The following is a 17,982-nucleotide window of genomic DNA, read 5'->3' as shown; positions in this document are numbered from 1 at the left end:
TATGGCCGATCACATCGTTAGTTGGATGTAGGTGAACACTGATGGACTTGACTGATACTCCCGACGACATTCGTGATTCAACTGAGAGTCCACCTGATTTTACCGAATGGGACTCTCCTGAAGAGGTCTTGAAAGGAGGCCCAACGCGAGAACGATTGCTCAGTGTTATTTTACAGTTACGGACTCCAACAAAAGTGTCCAGAATTGCAGAGCAAGCAGACTGTGATACTGAGACTGCACGGGACTATCTTGAATGGTTCACCTCGATGGGAATGACGCGTGAGATCTCGGGACGACCTGTGAGATACGAACGCAACGAATCGTATCTCCAGTGGCGCAGAGTTGAGCAAATCCGAGACGAATATTCTGAGGCAGAGATCGTCAAAGAGCTCAAAGAGACGATGAAACGAATCGAGGAGTATCGTGCTCAGTTCGATGCTGACAGTCCGGAAGACGTGTCTCTCATGGATCGCACCGAGGAAGCGTCAGTTGAAGAAGTGTGGGAAGCACTGAGTGAGTGGAAAACGCTCAAACAACGTGCAGAGCTCTTAGATACAGCGCGTCAGAACGGCCATTCCTCGAGTGGCGGTGCCAAAGTCGATGCCTGAACGCCGGCCACCTGACGACGATACTGTCCCAGAGGTCGGTGGCATCGATACCGACATTCTCGAACAAATTGGACAGCATCTTGAACGAAGCAATCGCTTTTCAGAGACCGTCTTCCAGCCGGAGTACGCACCAAGTTCAGTCGTCGCAGAATACGACATGGGGTACTTTCCAACTGCTATCGAGCGTGCGTATCTTCAGGTTCGCTGGTACGAGACAGACGATTTCAATATCCACTACTCTGAACAATACGCCACTGGAGACCACTGGGAGTGTCGGTGGGACCGCCATCCAAACGATCACAATACTCGCTCACATTTTCATCCACCGCCAGATGCAGCGACACCAGGGGATGATGTGGAGTATGAGGAAGACTGGCGAGATATACTCTCGGACGTACTCGGCGACTTAGACGATCGAATCGAAGCGTTTTGGGAGTGAGAGATAAGCGGGATACCTGTTGAAAGACGGTCCCCTTCAACCCCAGCGCATTCGTTCACCGATTAGGGGCTTAAACAGGATTCTCATAAAGCCAGAGCCTATATTTTGAAAACGACAGCGGTACTCGGTATCGGTATGGAGTGTCCTGCGTGTGGCGGCCCCGTCACGATAGAAGTAGGGCCGAACCAGCCGCTCTCAGCATCAGTGGCGGATGCACTGCTTGCTGCCGACGAAAACGAGCAAATCACCGTCACCCGAAATTGCTGGGCGTGTGGATGGAATGAAGAACGGTCGGTATCCATTGACTCGATCGAGATAACCGAGGGAGAGGCCCATGTTGTCAAGCGAGCCGTGCTCCTCAACGAGATCACCGACGAACTCTCGACCATCGACAGTTTGGCAACGCTCAAAGATGTTCTTGCCGAGGTCCGCCGGCAGCGTCGGCTTGAGCCAACGACCACGGAGACAGACAGAGACACCACGGTTGAATAGCGATGTCCGATGGCGACGCCCTGTACGACGTTCGTGAACGAACCGGAAACCCCGATCACGCATCGGTCGACGAGGTAGTTGAACTCGTGTTTGAGCGTGCACAGAACCCTCGAGAGGACCACCAGGACGCGCATTTCGACGCGGCGATGGCGACCGCCGTGGACAGATACGGGACAGAACCCGTCCGTACGGTTATCCGTCGCGTCCTCGTCGACCACTATCCGTTCCGTACCGCCACGACTGACCTCGAGATGCGCAACATCGACGGCATTCGTATTGGGACGACGGCCGGCTGGTTCCTTGAGGAGCTAAATGAATAGCTTATCGGGAGGCATGAGAAAACCAAGACTGTGACTGACGACGTCGCGTATCCCTCTGTTGACTTGGTCCTTGACCTTCACGAGCAGATTGTCGAGGAAGGCGACAACACGGAATCAGGGGTTCGATCAGAAGATGCAGTTGCATCTGCGTTGCAGTACGTTTCGGAGGGATTTTTCGGGGAGGTCCCACAGACGATCCATGAGAAGGCAGTCCACCTGATGAGGCTGCTTGTTGCAGATCATCCGTTTGTCGACGGGAACAAGCGAACTGCACTCCGAACGGTAGTCGTCTTTTATATGCTAAACGGACACACATTCGAATACGGCGACGAAGTTCGTGCCTTATTGCACCGCTTTGCGACCGACGAAGCCGCTGTCGACACCGATACCGCAGTGATTTACTTCCGAGCGTGTGCTCGTCGCAACTGATAAAGGGACACAATGAGTATGTTCAATATAGAGATGGCGTCCAGCACCGATTCCTCGGCGACGGTCGACGAAGAAGCCCGCCGACTATACGAGCGATATCAGTCGGCCGAGAGTGATGAGGAACGCCACGAAATCGCCCTCGAGATGGGGAAACTTGACGGACGCCGCCACGCGGAGATTTACGCAGCACTCGAAGACGAGTGAGCAGTTCTTCTTCCAGAGATCTGTGTGCGGAGTCGTTCAAGACCCGCGACTAGCTGAATTTCGATTTAGGGTTGTCGCCAGCTGGGTTCATTCAGCCTCGAGGTCGCGAGCATCCAGTTCGCCAGCGAGGTACTGCTCTCCCTGACGAGTGATGTCGTAGACGCCGTTGCCCAAGTGGACAAGAAGGCCGTAGGTGACTAGCGTCTTGCAGCGGGAATTGATATGTTGCCGGGAGAAGCGAACCCGGCCGCTGTCAGCCATCTCTTTGGGCGTATCGGGTCCAGCGTCAGACAAATGCTCTAAAATTCGATCGTCGGCGCGAGACATCCAGTCAGCGTCAAAGCGCATACTCAACTCTGCTTGCGCCGACACTATCCTACACGCGCTAAGTCAAGTATTGAGTCGATACGCAACTGTAGTTGACTCCAAACCATTTATGACCCGTCAAGCTGAAGCTTCGAGCGTTCAAATGGATCGATCACAGCGAACGGGGAATGGATCATCAACTGATCTTGTCGTTGAAATCATCGAAACGCTGGAAGTGTGTGGCCTCGATCGTGACGACTACCAGCTCTACGATACTGTGGATCCCGAAGCACTCGAGCAACTGCTCGCCTCATCAACGGATGATACCGAAGTCCGACTCACTGTTGAAGGCATTCGGATTGCTGTGACGCCAGACTGTGTGGACGTCCTAATTGATGATCGAACCGAAATATAAGATTAACATCATAATCGCTTTTTCGACCTCGAGGATGAGTGGGATACCAGACGTAACTGTTCACTGTGGGAATTCGCATTTTGAAGCTATCGTGAATTGCTGCCCGTGGCGATTCACTGATTGTTGAATTCAGAAATCACACCCAGCGTTTAACTCTTGAAAGTACTGATACTTAGCTAATCGATGGAGCGGCTAAACCGACGGCAAGAGAACGAAGCTCACTCAGGGCAAGAAGCAACCAAACAAAGGGGAGAACAGACCTGTCCTGAATGTGAGTCAAGTGCGCTCACGAGAAGTGCGGACGAGAGTGAGATTAGCTGCGCGGAGTGTGGGTTGGTTCTCGAAGAGGAAGCTATCGATCGAGGGCCAGAATGGCGGGCGTTCAACGCGGCAGAACGGGACAGCAAATCTCGAGTGGGTGCACCGACAACCCAAACAATGCACGACAAGGGCTTGACGACCACGATTGGATGGAAAAATAAAGACGCCGCTGGTCGCTCACTGTCCTCAGAGAAGCGCCTCCAGCTCAGCCGGATGCGGAAATGGCAAGAGCGGATTCGAACAAAAGACGCTGGCGAACGGAATCTCCAGCTTGCTCTCTCCGAAACTGATCGAATGGCGTCCGCGCTGGGTGTTCCCCGATCTGTTCGAGAGGTTGCGAGTGTGCTCTATCGGCGTGCACTTGATGAAGATCTTATCCGCGGGCGTTCCATTGAGGGCGTTGCCACAAGTACATTATACGCGGCCTGTCGAATGGAGGGAATCCCACGATCGTTGGACGAAATTTCGGCAGTTTCTCGCGTTGAGCGCATGGAAATCGCGCGTACGTATCGGTATATCGCGCAGGAACTCTCCCTCGAAATGGAGCCCGTTGATCCGAAAAAGTACGTCCCTCGCTTCTGCTCTGAACTCGAGGTTTCCGAAGAAGTGCAGGCGAAAGCAACTGAAATCATCGAAACCACTGCAGAGAAGGGACTGTTATCAGGAAAATCGCCAACTGGCTATGCTGGGGCAGCAATCTATGCGAGTTCCCTGTTGTGTAATGAGAAACGAACACAGAAAGCCGTCGCTGACGTTGCTCACGTGACAGAAGTCACTATCCGGAACCGATACCAAGAACAGATCAATGCCATGGGACTCCAGAACTGATATATCTTCTTTGAAAATCCAAAACCAGAGTAGCTGTCGGCGATTCAGGAGGATTTCTATGATTACTCCGTTTCTATCTCAGATGGAGAATCATTAATCGCGCTAGCCTGCAGCACGTGTCTAATATGGAAATCTTTTTCTGATGGATTATCGCTCTGTAGCGCTTCCTCAAGGTGGTTTCTACTCTTCTCACCCAATCCCGTCATGTCATCGATGCATACGAGAAGGGGAGATTAAATAATAGTTGAAAACCAATAGTGATGTCTAATCAATATTGTCCTTAGCAAAAAGCATCATACTATATGTGCTCGTGTAACTCTTGTCGAGTGGTTTTTCAACCTATAAGTCGAAATGGCAATATGTACGATCTCACTAAATTCCAGCGTGACATCTTGTACGTGATCGCCGGCCAGGACGAGCCACATGGCCTCGCGATCAAAGACGAACTCGAGGAGTACTACGAGAATGAGGTCCACCATGGACGACTGTATCCGAATCTCGACGAGGTCGTCGACAAAGGGCTCGTCGAGAAAGGCAAAGTCGATCGTCGGACGAACTCCTACACGATCACAGCGCGTGGGCAACGCGAACTCGAGGCCCGTCGCGAATGGGAAGAGCAGTACGTCGGTGAGCTACTCTCGAGTTCGGAGTGAGACGGTTACGACCGCTGATCGTGCGCGCTAGATCTGATCTCCCGAGTACTCTATTACAACCATAGTTTCAGGATGGCGTGAATGGAACGAGAGTCAGCTAGTGGTATAAAGAACCGATTAGTTGGATTACCTTACATCTACGTACGTGTAGAATAACAAATATCATCTCGCCTGAATGGCTAGGCCATGGACGACCTTACAGGATTCCAACGAGACCTGCTGTACGTGATCGCGGGCGCTGACCAGCCATCTGGACAGGATGTCAAAGACGAGATCGAGCAGTACTACAGTTCAGAGATCAATCACGGACGGCTATACCCGAATCTCGATACGGTCGTGAATAAGGAACTCGTCGAGAAAGGACAACTCGACAGGCGCACAAACTACTACACAATTACAGACGAGGGAGAACAAGCGATCGAGGATCGTTATGAGTGGGAATCCCAGTACATCGACTAATCGAAATCGGAAGTGATCTGGATTCTTGCTTTGCCCTCCCGAATCGGTAAGTACAGGCGACCCACAGATCGTTCGGTACAGCGACCGAATCAACCTACACAACTTCTTATAAGTCGTCGAAGTCAGCAACGGTAGTCGCCATGCCGAGAAACATCAACCCAAACCCAGCGGCACCTGCCGGGATCGAGCTCTGTAGGAGGAATCCGCCGGTGAACGCACTAACACCGCCAACAATAGCTCCACGCTTCCTTGCCGGGGCGGCCTCACGAGAGAGAGAAATAAACGTTCGGCGATGTGCTATCATCATTGAACTCACAGCCACATAGAGCGGTAATAGTGAGATTGTAAGCAAGTGATCTGTCGCAGCGAATTCTGCGACGGATGCCGTAACTAACAGTCCAACAAGTAGTGACACAGCGTACCGGAGGGCACGACGCATATCCCGAACTGTGGTTACTGCGGCTAAAAAACCATCTGTGTTACATACACTGGCCGACTGGTTTTTTTCCGGTTATTATGCATCTGTAGTGTGCGGATGGGTCACTGAAACAGCTGTGAAGGAGTAGGTCTCGGTAAGTGGCTTGCAACCATTGCTTTCGATAATAGGGTGAAAGCCCCTGGCACGCTCGAGTCCCGCGCCTGGCGAGACGCACGCGTCTCGCCGCCCTTCGCTCGTTTCACTCGCGAAGACCTCGCTGCGCTCCTCACAGGTTGCGGTGCTTGCGTCGGCGGGGTTCCTCGAGCGCGCCAGCCCCTTTCGATCCCACCCACGTGGACTGATCGGGCTGCTGTCGCGTCGGTTGCCCGCTCTTGGTATTCGGCCCGCCCCGCTCGCCGCGTGCTGCCCTCCGCGTCGCTCGCGACCGACCATTCCGGGCTGCGGTTCGCTCCTGGCGTCGCTCACCGTTCCGGGCTAAAATGAATCTGGTCTCNATCTGGTCTCGGCGCCAGCATTAAGCGCGTTTTCGGTTGCGCCCCTCGCGGGCTTTCGCGTTCCAGCGCTTGGTGCCGCCTGCGCTGTCGCGCGCCACATCGCGGCGCGCGTTCTCGACGACAGTCGCGCTGGACACGGACCCGCAGTCCGGGCCGGACACGAGAAACGGCTTAAAGCTGGCCGCTCGCTCCGGGCGGGTCGCCGAGGCGCTCACACCGTTCGCGCCTCGAGCCCTGCCTCGCTTCGCTCGGCAGGACGCCGCGCGGTGCTGGTTGGAACACCGCATTCAGGCGCGCTCTCGCTCGCGCCCAGATGGGCGCTCGCGAAGGCGCGAGCGCGAGCGCGCAAATGGATCTAGTCGGTCGGTGTCGTCGGAAAACCGCGATGCTGAGACATCGCGGTGGCAGGCGCGTGAGCGCCTTCGGAGATTAGGACTCCAATGTCTAGTAACAACTCGAGTAGCAAGGTCGTTACGGTCGATGAACAGGCACTCAAACAGGCGGACGAGCAGGCGGTCGATGAAGACGGCTTCCCGGTCGTCGACGAGACGCCGGAATTCGAGGCAACGGTCGAGCAAGAGGTCCAAGCAAAGGTGGATGCGAACCACCCAGACGGGATCGTCGATACGAGCGATGACCGGATTCACGGCGCGACCCTCGAGCAGGAAGAGCGGATTCGAGCACGAGAGGACGAACTCGAACTGATCAGTGCCCAGGCCGAGATAGGAACGCAAGAAGGTCGTGCAAAGCGGACACGAACGATCGCTGCGGACCAGAGCAAAGCGCGGCGTGTGGAATTCCAGAAACGGGCGGCGAGCGTGGATCCGATGGCGGACCCGGAGCGGGCGGATCCCCGGACAGAACTCACCCAGGAGCAGTTGGCGGCCGTGAACAAGCAGTCGATGCGACTCGCGAAGCAGTTGGATGGCTGGTCTCGAGCGGCGATCAGCCGGCGGTTGAGTGAAGCCGTCGTCGGTGGCCAAGACCTGACGAGTGCGGTCGTCAGCGTGTTCGAGGAACTGCAGACGGCGCCCGGACACGTCATCCCCATTGGGAAACTCGAGGAGGTTGCTCGAAAAGAGGTGAGCATCGAAGNCGTGTTCGAGGAACTGCAGACGGCGCCCGGACACGTCATCCCCATTGGGAAACTCGAGGAGGTTGCTCGAAAAGAGGTGAGCATCGAAGGGCGTGTCGATACCCTGTGGGATCCCTCGCATCCGAGCATCGCACAGGTCGGGCTCATCGCGGACGACAGTGGCCAGACGCGTGTGACCGTCTGGAAGTCATCAGACGCGCCGTGGATCGAGGAAGGCGAGCAGGTGCGCATTCACAAGGCTGCCCGGAACTGGCACGANNNNCGTGTGACCGTCTGGAAGTCATCAGACGCGCCGTGGATCGAGGAAGGCGAGCAGGTGCGCATTCACAAGGCTGCCCGGAACTGGCACGAAGGACGTGTCTCACTGGCCGTGACCGGCTGGACGACGATCCACTTCCCCGAGCGCGGCCGCTGGTGGGAATAGCCGGGGCGAAGCCCCTTTTTTGCTGGTGTGAACGCAGTCACCGCCACCTCCCACCACCTCCACGGTCCGGGCTGCTCACGGCCGGTGGCCGCTGCGCTGCCGGGCTTTCGCCACAGCGTGAATCCGTTCGACGGCGTTGCCGCCACCTATTAGTTAGTAACACGATTTCTTTATTCAGAAATATGCCTGAAACTGAGTCGAGCAATTCGGTAACTACGTATGCGAACGTATCCTCATTCGATAATCAACGACTATCCGTTACGTCTCGTGGAAAAACAATATAGAACGTGAATGCGAGACCGATTGCATNCCTAAACCAATGGACAGCCCTAGAATGGTTCTCCGAAGTGGCGACTGAAAAACAGCACTCACATATAACATTAATTATCTCATCTCATAAAAGCTCATGAATTTAACTATATGGTTGATTTGCACACTGTCTTACCTGTACTGACCGCGATTTTCACAAAGAACTCTGAATAAAGAAACTCTGCTACTGCCTCCTGATAGAGCGGTTTCTCTGCCCCATGAGTGAGATGAGGGGCAGTCGGAGTTGCTCATTCCCCCTCATGAACACCATGACTCTCAGAGATATCTACCAGACAACGTTCGACGAAGACGTCCAGTCCAACTCGAGTGCCAGTCCGTGTCCCAAATGTAACGGACGAGTGACCACCAACGCAGTCGAAACTCGTTGTCAAGACTGTGGACTCCTTCTTGAACCGCAATAATACCAGGCCCAGAAAAGAGTCAATCTCACTTAGATAGAATGCCATTGAGAAAAACTACACAGGTATTAGAACAAGATATTTACTGGAGTAACAACATAGGTTTGGATAATGCCAGAATGTGATGGCTGTGGCTCTCATGTCACGGAAAACTACTACCGGGTTTTCGCCGTTGATGGAGATCTGCCAGCGTGTATCCATTGTGCCAGCAACCGTGAAGCCCGAGAAGCAGGACTCCGCCAGCAATAGCGTCTCAGTAATCTCATTTCCAGATCGTCTCTATCGAACTGGACCTGATCAAGACGTGAGACCATACAACCCACTACCCAATCAATGACTGATCGCGATTCTGACTTTGAAGAGCTTCGCCCGACCGGCGAAGCGTCGCATGTCCCTGATGAGACACTCAACGAGTGTACCGACGGTGAGCCTGATCGACAGCGAGTTGCGACGCCGACGGCTGGATATCCAGATACACCAACGGAAGTGGATACCGAGTGTCGGTCCTGTGGCGCACCGATTCCAGCCGACCGAACTAAATGCCTGTTCTGTCTCACCAATCATCTCGAGGACTCCTCTTCTGAGACAGACGCACCAGCAACAGAGTGGACACTGCTTGGCGTCGTTCACATGCTTGTCGAGTCGTCTACCTTCTACGGTGCCGTCGCGAAAGGCGCGGCCGCTGCGACACTCCTTGCCTCGAATGCGACCGAACAGGCTGTCGACGACTGCACGATCATCTACGATCTCGAGGACGAGCCCGCAGCCCAATTGACCGATCGGTGGCCCGTGCTTCCTGCTGCAGCACAGATTACGTCCACTGACGGTGAGCAGCTTTTCGCAGCGGCCCATGATCGAACAGCGTGGACTGACCAATCAGCGGTGGAGAGCGACTGTGAACCAACAACATATCTCTACGACGAAGGTGGGACTGGCATTCGTGACGAACAGCAGCTCGCGACGCTGCTCGACAACACCGGTGATGATGCGTGGCTAGTTCCTGCAATTGCCCTCCAGCAGGCACCTAAAGAACGTGAACCTGAGCATCAAGACAGTGGCATTCCGACCAAAGAACGCCTCGAGTGTCACCAGTGTGGACGCACAACCGATCATCGATTCAGCGCTCATGAATCAGTTCCCGACGAAACCTGGACCGGCAACGCAATCTGGGAGTGCCAGGTCTGCGGGACGTCACGCCATGGGCCGAGTCCAGAAACGAAGTGAAATCTTTTGTAACCAACAGATGATGGGTTTCGGAGAGGTTGTTGGTTAACGGGAAGTCTCTCGTCGATGCAGTCCCCAAACGCGTTTGCGAAGATATTGAAGGTGAGTTGGACTAGACAGGATTGTAGACTGGCCTTGTCAGAACGTTAGAGTCCGTCTGTCCGTGGAGCGAACCATAACCGTATCTTTCGAAACACTGTTAGAAAGTCGCAAATGATACAACAACGTGTCACTCTCACCGGATCGACAACTCCAGGTGCGAATCGCTGGCGCGCTTGTGCTGGTGGTCGGTGTCAACGTGGCTGTCCTTTCGATTCTCGTTTGGAGTGGTCTTCATGTGATGTCTGCAAGGGGGTGGTCACTGCCGACTGAAGTTGGTTTTCCGCTTACTGTTGGTGCAGTCCTCCTCGGTGCAGTCGGACTCGTCGCTCTACAGGGGCGATACGGCTCACAAAAAGCTGTTGGAAGACTCTGCCTCAACGAATTCGATAGAGGAGGTCCACGAAGCGTCACTGGGCGGGTCCGACGGCTGGCAACGCAAGCTAATGTCCCGGCCCCGTCGGTGGCCGTTGCCGACCGAGTCGAACCGGGCTGTTTGACCGTCGGGACGCAACGGTCGCCGACGATCGTGGTTACAACTGGGCTGCTCGAGCAACTCGACGACGATGAACTCGAGGCAGCCCTCGCTCACGAGGTTGCCCACATCGCAAACCGTGATCTCCCAGTTGCGACTGCTGTTGCCGCGACTGTCGCGCTCGGGGATCAGTTGCTCGGGCGCGAGCGACTGCTCCGCCGCATTCTCGAGAATACAGTGATGATAGGCATATTCACCGGGGTTGGAATCTTCATACTCGCGATTCCGATCTTGGTACTCGGGCTGGCGTACCTCGTTGTAAGTCTCGTTGCACGAGGACTACTCGGGGTGAACGCAATCGCGCTCGGATTGTTCTCGAAGACGCGTGAGTTTGCCGCCGATCGTGGAGCCAGTCAGCTCACTGGCGATCCGTCCGCAGTGGCAAGTGCACTCGAGACACTCGAGGACGAACGCCCAAAACGGGACGCACGGCTGCACGCGAGTGCGACGCTTGGGATCGTGCCACGCCCGTTATTAGTCGACGAGGAGGACGACGACGAGGAACACTGGGTCGAACGGTATTTGCCGGCGGTATCGATCGAAGGCCCGGAGGATCCAAGCGGACTGAATCGGGGTTTGGTATGGCTCTATGCGAGGCTCGTCTCGCCAGTGATAGCAGAGGCAGGTCGGATGCTCAGCTGGCGACCCTCGACGCACCCAGCGACCGAAACGCGGATCGACCAGTTGCGGACTCTCGAGCGAGATAGACGGAAATAGGCGAGAAAATATTCATAGATCGAGTAAGTTCAGGTATCTCTGGTACACCCATCAATCATTTATCGTTTGACAGTCCTACAGTTCAGATATGGTCACGCCCGATCACCTTGCCCTCGAATGGCTAGCTAGTGGCCTCTTCATCACAGTTTTGGGCGCACTCATTAAATTCGCCGGCTGGACATGGTTGATAGCCGGGTACAGCAAATCAACCTCACCGGTACCTGACGACGTGGTTCAGGATATGGCTGGTAACACCATTCTCCGTGTCGGTGTCACCGTCTTTGTGTTCGGCGTGCTCGCGTCTGTGATAGAACCACCGTCGTATCTTGACTTAATTATCGGGGTAGCAATCGTGATAGCCGTGCTTCGTCTACTCTACCGACTGAATACCTGGTCGCCGCCACAGACCGCCTGAGGCGAACCCGGGTTGGCAAGGACGACTGAGTGTCTTTGCTTGTTTGTCGGCTGTCATGAACACGGTTCGTCTATCGACTGCCGCTCTGAATATCAACCAAATAGTCAACAGATCCATACGGGATACTGTTCCATGTTCCGTATGGTCTTCGGACTCTCCGGAAGTCAGCTGTTCGGCGGTGGTCTCGCTGTTGTCGGGGTGATCGTTCTTGGGTTCAGTGGACGATATGTCTGGCGTGTGACCAGTATCTACAGAGCAAAGTCTATCTCGGCACTCAACGAAACATCATGTGGAAAACTCGTTCGTGTCTCCGGAACAGCCGAACAGGGCGACGCCGATCTCCTGACCGCACCATTTAGTGACAACGGCTGTCTGGCCCTCCGATACGCTGTTGAAGAACGGCGACTGAGTCCGTACTTGCTTCCGTGGTTCGTGACGATACACGAGTTGGCGGGCTCGGACGCGTTCTGTGTCCGTACACCCGAGGCTACAGTTGACATCGTTGAGCCAGCACATACAGTGACACTCAAACGCACTATTGTCGCGACCGTTCCGTCGAGTGATGAGCCACCGGAGCGGATCGCACGATTCGAGCAGAACACCGCTGCAGTCCCAGTGGCGACCCACTGGCGATCACCACCGTCGCTCTTTCGGCCGATTACGAGGGTTCTTTCGCTTGGGACTCGCCGCTACAGCGAACAACGTGTGATTCCCGGTGACGATGTCACTATCGTCGGCCGCATTACCGAGACAGGTGACGGCATTGACCCACTCGTCGTCTCTGATCTTCCGGCTGGTCGGACGTTCCTCCGGATGGCCAAGACTTCACTTATCGGACTCTGTATTGGTGTATTCGTTGTTCTACTCGGTCTCGTACTTGTATTACTCTAATCTTCGATCGTCGTGCGAATCTCTCGGATTTCATTCCGGATCCGCTGCCACTGAGTCAAATTGCCAGGAATATCCGACTCTTGCCGATCGTTCCCACCAAGTCCGTCGTTGTTCGATGCTGCTCGATCGACGAGTGCCCGAATTTCACGGGGATCATCTATCGCCTGAAATGAAAGGTCATCACCACCAGCGATCTCGAACTCGACGGAGCCGTACCCGAACAGCGATCCTGTAATGTCTTGGCCATAGGCACTATTCTGGACCGTTTCGAGATTGGCCTGTGTGACATGCCTGGTCACTACCCCATGTTTCACGTAGAGTGCTTGGTCCGTTATCACGTACTGCGTGCCTTGTACAGCCAAATACTTCCAGAGAGGGATTGCTACACCGACCGGAACAACTGCGAGAAAGAGTAGCGTCTCTTCTACTAGACTGCTGACGACCCCGACGGCGACGAGCAGCAATCCCGTTGCGAGTGCTGGAAGTACGGTCGTAATTCGCGGACGGCCAGTCCACGTGACTGACTCGTGGCTGTCGAGTGGGACAGCCGGGTCGATTGACTCCGTCATTGCTTTCTATCGTTCATCGGCTCGGTCCCTGGTCGGTTTCAGAGGTGTCAGTAGGTTGTTTATTTCTCTCAGACTTGTTCAATTCGGAGTCAGTCTCGTTATTCGAGTGTCGCTCTTCCGAACTGCCAACATTAGTCATTGTGGCTGCAGTGTCGCCCACAGAACCCTGTTGTGTCTCGAGAGTAGTGCGAATCTCCTTGAGTTCGATGAGAATCTCATCAAGCACATCACGCTTCGTTTCACCGGATTCCCGAGATTCACCACGACTAGCCTTCACGCGCTTGTTGATGAGTTCCTGAACCTCACGTGGTTCGGGCACCGACTGGAATTGCATCTCGATACCAGATCCGCCAGCAGTCGAGACATCAACGTTTCCGTAGCCGAACTGGGAGCCAAAGAACCCCTGGCTGTAGGAGGTGTTCTGGACCTTGCCGAAATCAATGCGCTGGACATCACGAGAGATGATTCCCGTCTTCTTATACAGTCCATCGGTCGTCACAACGTACTGCGTATTCTCACGGTGAAGATAGGCCCCAGCGATGATGAATAACCCAACGAGGACAAGAGCCAAGGGCAGACCAATGATAAGTGCCGGGATCAGACTACTCCCATGCGGGTTCCCAGACCAGATAATCTCCTCGTCCTGATCAAGGGTTAACCAGTCGTCAATTTTAGAGTCGGTAACAGAGGACTCGGACATACAAAACTATTCAATAGTTAGGTGTATTAAGCTCCCGGCAATGGTAAATGTAGTTCCGTGTACTCGCACTCAGCTGTATCACTCATAAGGTAGTTCTCGAGTGAATATATGGATATAGACAAGAGACTAAGCAGAGAGGGGTACCCGGTCTCACCCCTGTAATACAAAAAATATCGAGTATACGAACGCCACAGTGGCTATACAAGCGAGAACATACAGATAAGTTGGGGCAGGTTCAGTTCCACGAGAAAGTTGTTCTGGTCTAAAATAACCGAGTGCACCGCCTCCAATCGCGAAGAGTCCGAGAGCAATACCGCTGAGGTCAACGAGTGACAGCCCGGTAGTAAACATCGAGAGAACGTTCTCAACGACGAACAGTAGCCCAAGTAAAAACATGAGGTATCCTTGGAGGGTGGCCCGATGGATAGAGATAGAAGGAATAGTCGCCATATTATAGATATTGTTTATATTTTGCATCGTTATCGTCGGTATTATCTCTAAGGGATCGCACACGCTCCGCAAACTTAATCCAACACCTCATTCGGTAAATTTTGTTGCTCCGTAGGATCGCTAGACGGGGCTCAATTTCGGCGTTTTCACTAACNACACGCTCCGCAAACTTAATCCAACACCTCATTCGGTAAATTTTGTTGCTCCGTAGGATCGCTAGACGGGGCTCAATTTCGGCGTTTTCACTAACTCCACCGCCGGTCGAAAACCGACACACTCCGGTTGATCCTACAGATATCTAACTGTTCGACGAAGATTGTAGACGGCGCACTTGAGTACCATCTCTCGGAACTCAAGGTGCCAACTTCGCGCACGCACGGCGGAGTCGAGCGTGCGCTTGATCGACGAGAAGACGGTTTCCACCATCCATCGGCGATTGTACCAGAGTCTGCTCATCCGAGCGTTGTGAGCGAGGTCGAGAGATGAGTAGATTCGGTGTTTGATTAGTGGACGCACACCGTCTTCGTGGAGTTGATCACGAAACGGTTTCCCGTCATATGCGCGATCAGCATACAGAGCACTTATTCATGTATTTTCTTTATCCCCTTTGGCACCATTTCATTTATCACTACTGATAGTATAATGGCTAAGGTAAATATCCAATAAAAAGACAAGTCAAAGACATTACGATCTATATAAACTAGTATTAGTGCAATAATTGGAGTCCCGATCAAAGATCGTATTCTACCCAATATTCCCATTTTCTTACCAGACATTATTTAATCAAATAGATAACCAAAACTATAAATTTATATCCATGAACTATTATTTCCCGTTAGCAGATAGCGTGATCTGGGAGAGCCAAGTCTGCGGGACGCCGCGCTATGGCCGAGCCCAGAATGACTTGCTCCGCATCAGGGCTTAACCAACAGACGGCGATGGTGCAGCGTGGCTGTTGGTTAACAGAACGGTCGCCCGTGCTATCGTGTCATGTTTGTCTGCGCCGCGATCGGCTGAGGCGCATTCAATGGATCCACGCAACACACCAGGATACAGACTGCATCGTGCACTCGGCACTGTCTAGATGAGAGTTTGAGGAACGAGCAGGTGGTGGCAAGAAGTGTCCATGCAACTCGCCAACCTGCTCAGAGAGAGCTTCGACGTGGATTGTGATGAGGTTTGGGAGAACGAACGCACCCCGACACCCATCAGGGGGTTCGGGGTGCGCCTGCATTCGATGGGGTTGTCGGTGCGGGAAGTCGTCGCTGTGTTGGACTTACTTGGAGTCGATCGGTCTCACGGAGCGGTCTGGAACTGGACGCACGATCTCGCGGAGAGCCAGGCGGACCCGCCGACGGCAGCGCCGTCGCGGGTCGCCGTTGATGAGAAACAGATTGAGGTCGATGGCGAAACGAAATGGCTGTACGCGGCGATCGATACGGAGTCGAAGCTCCTGCTCGAAATCGACGTATACAGCCGCCGCGGGACCGATCCCGCGGCGGCATTTTTGCATCGGCTAACCGAGAAACACGACGTGTCAGACACGGAGTTTCTGGTTGATGGCGGTGGCTATCTGACTGCCCTCTTTCGACACGACCTGAGCGGTCAGCTTAACTACACAGACCGGAACCACATCGAAAAATGGTTCCAGACTGTGTCGATGCGAATCGACCGCTTTCACTCGTTTTGGCGGGGCAGTCCAGCCAGTGCACGTCGCTGGCTCAAACGGTTTAGACACCACTACAACCACGATCGACCGAATCAAGCACTCGATGGTCGAACGCCAGCTCAGGAGGTGCTGAACTAGACAGTGCCGTGCACTCAGTCAACTCAACCATCTCGAGGGCGATCAACTGACTGACGCAGACAGAGAACGAATCGAGACAGCAACGGCGCTCTTGGAGGAAGTGAGCCTTCTCACTCGACCAAAGAGTGAATAGTTCACTCGCTCCCCCATCATCCCAGGCTCTCCATAGACGTTTAAGTCATCCCGAGCCGATTGTGTAGACATGGCCACCGATCTCACCGAACGTGTCCAAGAGATCGCAGAAGCACGAGATGTCGCCGAGTCGGAGATCCTTGAACAGGCTCTGGAACGCGGTGTCGAAGATCTCTGGATCGATCTGGTTCTCTCGCGGTATGTCAACGACGAAATCGATCGGGAAACGGCAATTGACCTCGTTGGGCGAGATCGCGTCAAGCGTGCAGAGCGCGAACTCCAAGTAGTTGAAGACGATGTTCAGTGGGGTCTGAGTGCGTGATCGTCGCGGTCGCTGATACAGGCCCACTCATTCATCTCGACGAAATCGGTGCGGTTGACGTGCTGTCAGCAGTCGATGGATTGCTCATTCCTCAGACCGTGTACGAGGAACTCAAGGCAGGTACAGTTCCACCTGCACTCAGCAATCTCGAGTACGAACTCGTCGAGGCTGATCCGACTGAACTCACAGTGAATCTGAACCTCGATCCCGGTGAAACTGCCGCTCTCGCAGTTGCGTCCGACCGCTCAGCTGTTCTGTTGACTGATGATCTTGAAGCGCGAGATGCTGCTAACGATCTCAGTATCGAAGTGCATGGTTCAATCGGTGTTATCGTTCTCGCGTATCATCGTGACCAACTTACGAAATCAAAAGCAGCCGAGCTAATGCGGGCACTACAAACAGAAACAAGCCTATTTATCACAGATTCAGTGGTTGAACAAGGAATTTCGCTGCTTGAAAACTCATCTTGATTTTATGCGCCGGTAATGGGTGCCGGCACACTGGGTAAGACCAAGCGAACACTGACCAGAGCGTCGGTACAGTGAGGTATCCCAGATGCATATGATCATTTATTCGCTGGTAGAGGCATCGACAGCAGACGAAGCACTGTCAACCGGGAAGATCGTATTCGATCGACTGGTTGGCGCAGAGCCGCATTCCTGTGCGGTGTTCGACTACTACGTCACTTTCGACGACGAGGAGACAACAGTGGCTGGAAAAGCACGGTGGGGCGACCTACCGACAGTTGCACCCGTTACGTCCGACGAAGGTGAAGAACTCCTCGAGCGGGCCTGGGAGACTACGACGGAAACGTTCCAACGAAATCTGAATCGGGTGAAGCAAGCACTCGAGGAACGCAGCGACGATGATATCATGCGCGATGAGGGCCTCGCTCGGCACGCCTTCCAGCAGGTCGGTGCTTCCCGTGGCCCGTCGATCTGCCTGTATGATCAACACGCGACAGGCATCCGCCATCGCGGACATCGCGATCGCCTCCTCGAGGAGATTGATGAGCGCGAGACATGCTGGATCGTACCGGCAGATGTCCATTTCTGAGTACTCATGCCTCGAATCACGGACTGGACGCGAGAGAGTCGAACACCTACGCTAGCATATCGAAACACGGAGACTGGAGCGTGAGCGGTCCTGCATCGTGCCCCGGACTCCTACGCTTACAAGTGGCGGGCAGCGATTCTCGTCGACGGCTATCCGGTGTGGTCGCGTGGCTTCGAGACGAAAGAAGCGACCAGCGTTCGGGATGAACTTCGGAACCGCCCAGCCCCCGAACTCGCTTGTCCTGAGTGTCCAAACAACGACGTCATCGTCGGCCAGAAATCTGCTGCTGGTGCGAAAGTCAAACGATGGTTCGACTGTCCTGACTGTGGCTACGAAGCTCCCTCGAAAATCGTCTATGGCGCAGAACGCTAACAGCTGGTGAGAGCGAGAGAGCAAGCTAATCGCTCAGA

At 54.2% G+C, this 17,982-nt stretch carries 22 protein-coding genes and 3 pseudogenes; 21 read left to right on the top strand and 4 right to left on the bottom strand.

Annotation, left to right across the window (positions count from 1 at the left end; all coding sequences use genetic code 11):
• Positions 1-41 precede the first annotated feature (41 nt).
• The 6 genes from C476_RS17310 (at position 42) to C476_RS19100 (ending at position 2,492) form a co-directional block, all read left to right on the top strand.
• Positions 42-608 (top strand): DUF7342 family protein, encoded by a 567-nt coding sequence (locus C476_RS17310; protein WP_049912077.1) that lies wholly within the window; start codon positions 42-44, stop codon positions 606-608.
• Positions 601-1,047, top strand: coding sequence for a hypothetical protein (locus tag C476_RS17305; RefSeq protein ID WP_008015356.1), 447 nt, complete (start codon positions 601-603; stop codon positions 1,045-1,047). The genes C476_RS17310 and C476_RS17305 overlap by 8 nt, the downstream gene beginning before the upstream one ends.
• 135 nt (positions 1,048-1,182) lie before the next feature.
• On the top strand, positions 1,183-1,539 hold the full coding sequence (locus C476_RS17300) for a hypothetical protein (protein ID WP_049912076.1): 357 nt from the start codon (positions 1,183-1,185) through the stop codon (positions 1,537-1,539).
• A 2-nt stretch (positions 1,540-1,541) separates the two neighbouring features.
• The gene (locus C476_RS17295) at positions 1,542-1,859 is read left to right on the top strand and encodes a hypothetical protein (RefSeq protein ID WP_049912075.1); all 318 of its coding nucleotides are present in this window, start codon (positions 1,542-1,544) and stop codon (positions 1,857-1,859) included.
• Positions 1,860-1,889: 30 nt separating this feature from the next.
• Positions 1,890-2,288: a type II toxin-antitoxin system death-on-curing family toxin gene (locus C476_RS18595; RefSeq protein ID WP_008015349.1), complete on the top strand. Its 399-nt coding sequence runs from the start codon at positions 1,890-1,892 to the stop codon at positions 2,286-2,288.
• Between the two features lie 33 nt (positions 2,289-2,321).
• Positions 2,322-2,492 carry a hypothetical protein gene (locus C476_RS19100; protein ID WP_008015348.1) on the top strand — a complete coding sequence of 57 codons (171 nt, stop codon included), beginning with the start codon at positions 2,322-2,324 and terminating at the stop codon, positions 2,490-2,492.
• Between the two features lie 87 nt (positions 2,493-2,579).
• Here C476_RS19100 and C476_RS17285 read toward each other — a convergent pair whose 3' ends face one another.
• Positions 2,580-2,840, bottom strand: a complete 261-nt coding sequence (locus C476_RS17285) for a hypothetical protein (protein WP_008015347.1) — start codon at positions 2,838-2,840, stop codon at positions 2,580-2,582.
• Positions 2,841-2,961: 121 nt separating this feature from the next.
• Between C476_RS17285 and C476_RS17280 the strand changes: the two genes are divergently transcribed.
• The 10 genes and pseudogenes from C476_RS17280 to C476_RS17240 all read left to right on the top strand — a co-directional run bounded on the left by C476_RS17280 (position 2,962) and on the right by C476_RS17240 (position 11,645).
• A complete protein-coding gene (locus C476_RS17280) occupies positions 2,962-3,213 on the top strand; it encodes a HalOD1 output domain-containing protein (protein WP_008015346.1) in 252 nt (83 codons plus the stop codon).
• A gap of 183 nt (positions 3,214-3,396) precedes the next feature.
• Positions 3,397-4,362, top strand: a complete 966-nt coding sequence (locus C476_RS17275) for a transcription initiation factor IIB (protein ID WP_049912074.1) — start codon at positions 3,397-3,399, stop codon at positions 4,360-4,362.
• Positions 4,363-4,721: 359 nt separating this feature from the next.
• Positions 4,722-5,015, top strand: a complete 294-nt coding sequence (locus tag C476_RS17270; RefSeq protein ID WP_008015344.1) for a PadR family transcriptional regulator — start codon at positions 4,722-4,724, stop codon at positions 5,013-5,015.
• Positions 5,016-5,201: 186 nt separating this feature from the next.
• A complete protein-coding gene (locus tag C476_RS17265; RefSeq protein ID WP_008015343.1) occupies positions 5,202-5,474 on the top strand; it encodes a PadR family transcriptional regulator in 273 nt (90 codons plus the stop codon).
• 1,373 nt (positions 5,475-6,847) lie between these two features.
• Positions 6,848-7,927: a hypothetical protein gene (locus C476_RS17255; RefSeq protein ID WP_008015342.1), complete on the top strand. Its 1,080-nt coding sequence runs from the start codon at positions 6,848-6,850 to the stop codon at positions 7,925-7,927.
• A gap of 578 nt (positions 7,928-8,505) precedes the next feature.
• Positions 8,506-8,655: pseudogene (locus C476_RS19775) on the top strand (transcription initiation factor TFB); the annotation flags it as partial.
• A 111-nt stretch (positions 8,656-8,766) separates the two neighbouring features.
• Positions 8,767-8,904 carry a DUF7563 family protein gene (locus C476_RS19960; RefSeq protein ID WP_425607638.1) on the top strand — a complete coding sequence of 46 codons (138 nt, stop codon included), beginning with the start codon at positions 8,767-8,769 and terminating at the stop codon, positions 8,902-8,904.
• Between the two features lie 84 nt (positions 8,905-8,988).
• Positions 8,989-9,879, top strand: coding sequence for a biosurfactant protein 1 (locus C476_RS17250; RefSeq protein WP_008015341.1), 891 nt, complete (start codon positions 8,989-8,991; stop codon positions 9,877-9,879).
• Between the two features lie 226 nt (positions 9,880-10,105).
• A complete protein-coding gene (locus tag C476_RS17245; protein ID WP_049912072.1) occupies positions 10,106-11,230 on the top strand; it encodes a M48 family metallopeptidase in 1,125 nt (374 codons plus the stop codon).
• 88 nt (positions 11,231-11,318) lie between these two features.
• Positions 11,319-11,645, top strand: coding sequence for a hypothetical protein (locus tag C476_RS17240; RefSeq protein WP_008015339.1), 327 nt, complete (start codon positions 11,319-11,321; stop codon positions 11,643-11,645).
• Between the two features lie 887 nt (positions 11,646-12,532).
• On the opposite strand, the gene C476_RS17230 is transcribed toward C476_RS17240, so the two are convergent.
• The 3 genes and pseudogenes from C476_RS17230 to C476_RS18140 form a co-directional block, all read right to left on the bottom strand.
• Complete coding sequence (locus tag C476_RS17230) at positions 12,533-13,105, bottom strand: PH domain-containing protein (RefSeq protein ID WP_008015336.1); 573 nt, start codon at positions 13,103-13,105, stop codon at positions 12,533-12,535.
• Positions 13,106-13,118: 13 nt separating this feature from the next.
• Positions 13,119-13,805 carry a PH domain-containing protein gene (locus tag C476_RS17225; RefSeq protein ID WP_008015335.1) on the bottom strand — a complete coding sequence of 229 codons (687 nt, stop codon included), beginning with the start codon at positions 13,803-13,805 and terminating at the stop codon, positions 13,119-13,121.
• Between the two features lie 738 nt (positions 13,806-14,543).
• Positions 14,544-14,840: pseudogene (locus tag C476_RS18140) on the bottom strand (transposase); the annotation flags it as partial.
• A 541-nt stretch (positions 14,841-15,381) separates the two neighbouring features.
• Between C476_RS18140 and C476_RS17215 the strand changes: the two are divergent.
• The 5 genes and pseudogenes from C476_RS17215 to C476_RS17195 all read left to right on the top strand — a co-directional run bounded on the left by C476_RS17215 (position 15,382) and on the right by C476_RS17195 (position 17,944).
• Positions 15,382-16,062, top strand: a complete 681-nt coding sequence (locus tag C476_RS17215) for an IS6 family transposase (RefSeq protein WP_008015332.1) — start codon at positions 15,382-15,384, stop codon at positions 16,060-16,062.
• Between the two features lie 202 nt (positions 16,063-16,264).
• On the top strand, positions 16,265-16,516 hold the full coding sequence (locus tag C476_RS17210) for a hypothetical protein (RefSeq protein ID WP_008015331.1): 252 nt from the start codon (positions 16,265-16,267) through the stop codon (positions 16,514-16,516).
• Positions 16,513-16,986 carry a hypothetical protein gene (locus tag C476_RS17205; protein WP_008015330.1) on the top strand — a complete coding sequence of 158 codons (474 nt, stop codon included), beginning with the start codon at positions 16,513-16,515 and terminating at the stop codon, positions 16,984-16,986. The genes C476_RS17210 and C476_RS17205 overlap by 4 nt, the downstream gene beginning before the upstream one ends.
• A gap of 85 nt (positions 16,987-17,071) precedes the next feature.
• Entirely contained in the window at positions 17,072-17,572 is a 501-nt protein-coding gene (locus tag C476_RS17200) for a hypothetical protein (protein ID WP_049912071.1), read from the top strand.
• Between the two features lie 6 nt (positions 17,573-17,578).
• Positions 17,579-17,944, top strand: a pseudogene (locus tag C476_RS17195) (DUF7568 family protein).
• Positions 17,945-17,982: the final 38 nt, after the last annotated feature.

It is taken from the genome of Natrinema limicola JCM 13563, from assembly GCF_000337475.1.
Classification (GTDB): Archaea; Halobacteriota; Halobacteria; order Halobacteriales; family Natrialbaceae; genus Natrinema; species Natrinema limicola.
Note: the sequence above shows the minus strand (reverse complement) of the source record. Positions and strands in the feature narration are given on the sequence as shown.

Bases quoted from the DNA above. Each gene is read 5' to 3' on its own strand.
- C476_RS17310 (WP_049912077.1), top strand. From the start codon at position 42: ATGGACTTGACTGATACTCCCGACGACATTCGTGATTCAACTGAGAGT.
- C476_RS17305 (WP_008015356.1), top strand. From the start codon at position 601: ATGCCTGAACGCCGGCCACCTGACGACGATACTGTCCCAGAGGTCGGT.
- C476_RS17300 (WP_049912076.1), top strand. From the start codon at position 1,183: ATGGAGTGTCCTGCGTGTGGCGGCCCCGTCACGATAGAAGTAGGGCCG.
- C476_RS17295 (WP_049912075.1), top strand. From the start codon at position 1,542: ATGTCCGATGGCGACGCCCTGTACGACGTTCGTGAACGAACCGGAAAC.
- C476_RS19100 (WP_008015348.1), top strand. From the start codon at position 2,322: ATGGCGTCCAGCACCGATTCCTCGGCGACGGTCGACGAAGAAGCCCGC.
- C476_RS17285 (WP_008015347.1), bottom strand. From the start codon at position 2,840: ATGCGCTTTGACGCTGACTGGATGTCTCGCGCCGACGATCGAATTTTA.
- C476_RS17280 (WP_008015346.1), top strand. From the start codon at position 2,962: ATGGATCGATCACAGCGAACGGGGAATGGATCATCAACTGATCTTGTC.
- C476_RS17275 (WP_049912074.1), top strand. From the start codon at position 3,397: ATGGAGCGGCTAAACCGACGGCAAGAGAACGAAGCTCACTCAGGGCAA.
- C476_RS17270 (WP_008015344.1), top strand. From the start codon at position 4,722: ATGTACGATCTCACTAAATTCCAGCGTGACATCTTGTACGTGATCGCC.
- C476_RS17265 (WP_008015343.1), top strand. From the start codon at position 5,202: ATGGACGACCTTACAGGATTCCAACGAGACCTGCTGTACGTGATCGCG.
- C476_RS19960 (WP_425607638.1), top strand. From the start codon at position 8,767: ATGCCAGAATGTGATGGCTGTGGCTCTCATGTCACGGAAAACTACTAC.
- C476_RS17250 (WP_008015341.1), top strand. From the start codon at position 8,989: ATGACTGATCGCGATTCTGACTTTGAAGAGCTTCGCCCGACCGGCGAA.
- C476_RS17240 (WP_008015339.1), top strand. From the start codon at position 11,319: ATGGTCACGCCCGATCACCTTGCCCTCGAATGGCTAGCTAGTGGCCTC.
- C476_RS17230 (WP_008015336.1), bottom strand. From the start codon at position 13,105: ATGACGGAGTCAATCGACCCGGCTGTCCCACTCGACAGCCACGAGTCA.
- C476_RS17225 (WP_008015335.1), bottom strand. From the start codon at position 13,805: ATGTCCGAGTCCTCTGTTACCGACTCTAAAATTGACGACTGGTTAACC.
- C476_RS17215 (WP_008015332.1), top strand. From the start codon at position 15,382: ATGCAACTCGCCAACCTGCTCAGAGAGAGCTTCGACGTGGATTGTGAT.
- C476_RS17210 (WP_008015331.1), top strand. From the start codon at position 16,265: ATGGCCACCGATCTCACCGAACGTGTCCAAGAGATCGCAGAAGCACGA.
- C476_RS17200 (WP_049912071.1), top strand. From the start codon at position 17,072: ATGCATATGATCATTTATTCGCTGGTAGAGGCATCGACAGCAGACGAA.